General features: G+C 72.8%; 3 protein-coding genes. 2 read left to right on the top strand and 1 reads right to left on the bottom strand.

The annotated features are described in order from the left end of the window. Positions 1-337: 337 nt before the first annotated feature. Positions 338-1,522 carry a MarP family serine protease gene (locus AOJ26_RS39685; RefSeq protein ID WP_053853199.1) on the top strand — a complete coding sequence of 395 codons (1,185 nt, stop codon included), beginning with the start codon at positions 338-340 and terminating at the stop codon, positions 1,520-1,522. A 122-nt stretch (positions 1,523-1,644) separates the two neighbouring features. Here AOJ26_RS39685 and AOJ26_RS39690 read toward each other — a convergent pair whose 3' ends face one another. Then, complete coding sequence (locus AOJ26_RS39690; protein ID WP_053853198.1) at positions 1,645-2,133, bottom strand: GNAT family N-acetyltransferase; 489 nt, start codon at positions 2,131-2,133, stop codon at positions 1,645-1,647. A gap of 71 nt (positions 2,134-2,204) precedes the next feature. On the opposite strand from AOJ26_RS39690, the gene AOJ26_RS39695 reads away from it, so the two are divergent. After that, the coding region (locus AOJ26_RS39695) for an NAD-dependent epimerase/dehydratase family protein (RefSeq protein ID WP_159044514.1) at positions 2,205-2,729 on the top strand (525 nt) is incomplete at its 3' end.

The following is a 2,729-nucleotide window of genomic DNA, read 5'->3' on the forward strand; positions in this document are numbered from 1 at the left end:
GAATCGGAGGGGGCCTTCAGACCTGTACGGGCCGTAGCGGCGGTGGGCGGGGCCGCCGTGGGTCTCTTCAGGGAGGGCAGGCGGTTCAGCAGAGCCTGGACTGCTCCGCTCGCGTTGCGTATTCGGGTCGGGCGCCGCTTTCGCATCCCCCGGGCTCTTCGGACACGCATGGTTCCCACTGTGGGACGGATCCGCCCCGCCCGCGATGTGTGCTGTGCCACCCGGTGGAACCATCGTCCTGGTCCGCGACGTTTTTCCAGGTGGACCGCGCGTGTGCCGGCTGATCACTGGACGACTCGCCTGCGTACTGAAGGTTCCGAGAGAGAAGGGCGGCTCCGTGGACGTGCTCGACATCCTGCTGTTGCTGGTGATCGCCGCCTACGCGGCCTCCGGCTACCGGCGCGGCCTGGTGGCCGGCTGCGTCTCGTTCGCCGGTTTCGTCGGCGGCGCGGTCGTGGGCGTGTGGGTGCTGCCGTGGATGATGGACCTGGTGACACCGGGGAGCACGGAGGCGACGGTGACCGCGGTGCTGACCGTGCTGGTCCCGGCCGCCGTGGGGCACGAGCTGGCGGGACGCCTCGCGCTCAGGCTGCGCCGGGAGCTGGACCAGGGCCCGCTCAGGGTCGCCGACGGCGTCGGCGGGGCCGCCGCCAACTCCGTGGCCGTGCTCGTCGTCGCCTGGGTCGCCGCCAGCGTGCTCGGTGCCTCCTCGTCCCCGCTGGTCACCTCGGCCATCCGGGACTCCGCCCTGCTCGGCACCGTCCAGGACGCCATGCCGGAGACCACGCCGTCCTGGTTCTCCCGGGCCACCTCCGCGCTCACCGAGGCGGGCTTCCCGCAGGTCTTCAACCCGTTCGAGAACGAGTCGACGGCCGAGGTCGCGAGGCCCACCGGCGACAGCGTCACGGCCGCCGCCACCGACGCCGCCAAGCTCAGCACCGTCAAGATCGAGGGCGCCTCCGGCACCCAGGGCCGCGAGGGCAGCGGTTTCGTCTACGCGCCGCAGCACGTGATGACCAACGCCCACGTGGTCGCCGGCATCGACGAGCCGGGCGTCCGGGTCGGCGGGGTCGGCCGGACGTACGAGGCACGGGTGGTGCTGTTCGATCCGGACCGGGACGTGGCCGTGCTGTACGTCCCTGACCTGCGCGCACCGGTGCTGCGCTTCGACGACGGTGCCTCGCGGGGCGACTCCGCGGTGGTCGCGGGCTATCCGCAGGACGGCGACCTGAACCTCCAGGCGGCCACGGTGGCGGGCCGGGTGAAGGCGACCGGGCAGAACATCTACAGCGACGCCACCGTCACCCGCGAGATCTACTCCATCCGCTCGACCGTGCGCCCCGGCAACTCCGGCGGCCCCCTGCTCACCACCTCCGGCAAGGTCTACGGCGTGGTCTTCGCCCGTTCGACCTCCGACGACGAGACGGGCTACGTCCTGACCGCGGACGAGGTCGCGGGGGACGCCGAGAAGGCGGCGGACGCCACCTCACCGGTGGACACGGGCGAGCTGGTCACCTCGTAGCGGGCGGTCTCCCGGATGATGGAGCCACGGTCCCGCACGGCACCGGTCCGGTCCCGCACGGCTCCAGGAGGCTCCCGTGCCCGTGTTCTTCCTGATCCCACTGTTCGTTGCCTGCCAGGTCCTCAGAGACGGCGCCCCATGAGCACGTCGTCGACGTACTCCCCCGCCAGCAGGAACTCCCCGGGCAGCACGCCCTCGACGGCGAAGCCCTCGGACTCGTAGAGCCGGCGGGCGGGCGTGTTGTGGCCGAGGACGCGCAGGGTGAGGCGGCGGGCGCCGCGGCGGCGGGCCTCCTCGGTGACCGCCCGGATCAGGGCCCTCCCGACACCGCAGCCGCGGGCCCCGGCGCTGACGACGAAGCCCTGGATCTGGCGCACATGGGCGTTCGCTTCGAGCCCGGTCGGGGAACCGAGACGGACGTACCCCAGGATGCGGCGGCCGGCCTCGGCGACCAGGCAGTCGTCGGGGAGGTGACGCTCGTCGAAGAACGGCCGGTAGGGCGGCCGCTGTTCGGGCAGGACCTCGTGCAGCGGCGACCACTCGGCGCGGTCGAGGCGGCCCAGCTCCTCCTCGTCGTCGGGAAGGGCCAGGCGTATGGACAGCTCGGGCATGACCGTAAGCCTACGGTCGGGGTACCGGAACCAGACATCGCTCTTACGCACCCACCAGGCAGGATGAGTTCATGCAACTTTCAAGAATCGCGGTGGCCGGGGCTTCCGGACTGATCGGCTCGGCCCTGGTGCGGTCCCTCACCGCGGACGGGCACGAGGTGGTGCGCCTGGTGCGCCGGGAGCCCCGGGACGGCGAGGTCCGCTGGGACCCCGAGGCCGGACGGGTCGACACGGCCGGCCTCGCCGGGTGCGACGCCGTGGTCAACCTCGCCGGGGCGGGGGTCGGCTCGCGGCGCTGGACGGAGGCGTACAAGAAGCGGATCCGCGACAGCCGGGTGAACGGCACGAGCGCCCTCGCCCGGGCCGTCGCCTCCCTGGACGAGCCGCCGAAGGTCTTCGTGAACGGCAGCGCGATGGGCTACTACGGCGAGACCGGCGACCGGGTCGTCGACGAGAGCTCACCGCCCGGGGAGGGGTTTCTGCCCGAGCTGTGCGTGGAGTGGGAGGAAGCGGCCGCGCCGGCGCGGGAGGCGGGCGTACGGACGGCGTTCACCCGCACCGGTCTGGTGGTGGGGCGCGGCGGCGGGGCCTGGGGG

The sequence above is a fragment of the Streptomyces sp. NRRL B-24085 genome, assembly GCF_001282115.1.
In the GTDB taxonomy this organism is placed as follows: domain Bacteria; phylum Actinomycetota; class Actinomycetes; order Streptomycetales; family Streptomycetaceae; genus Streptomyces.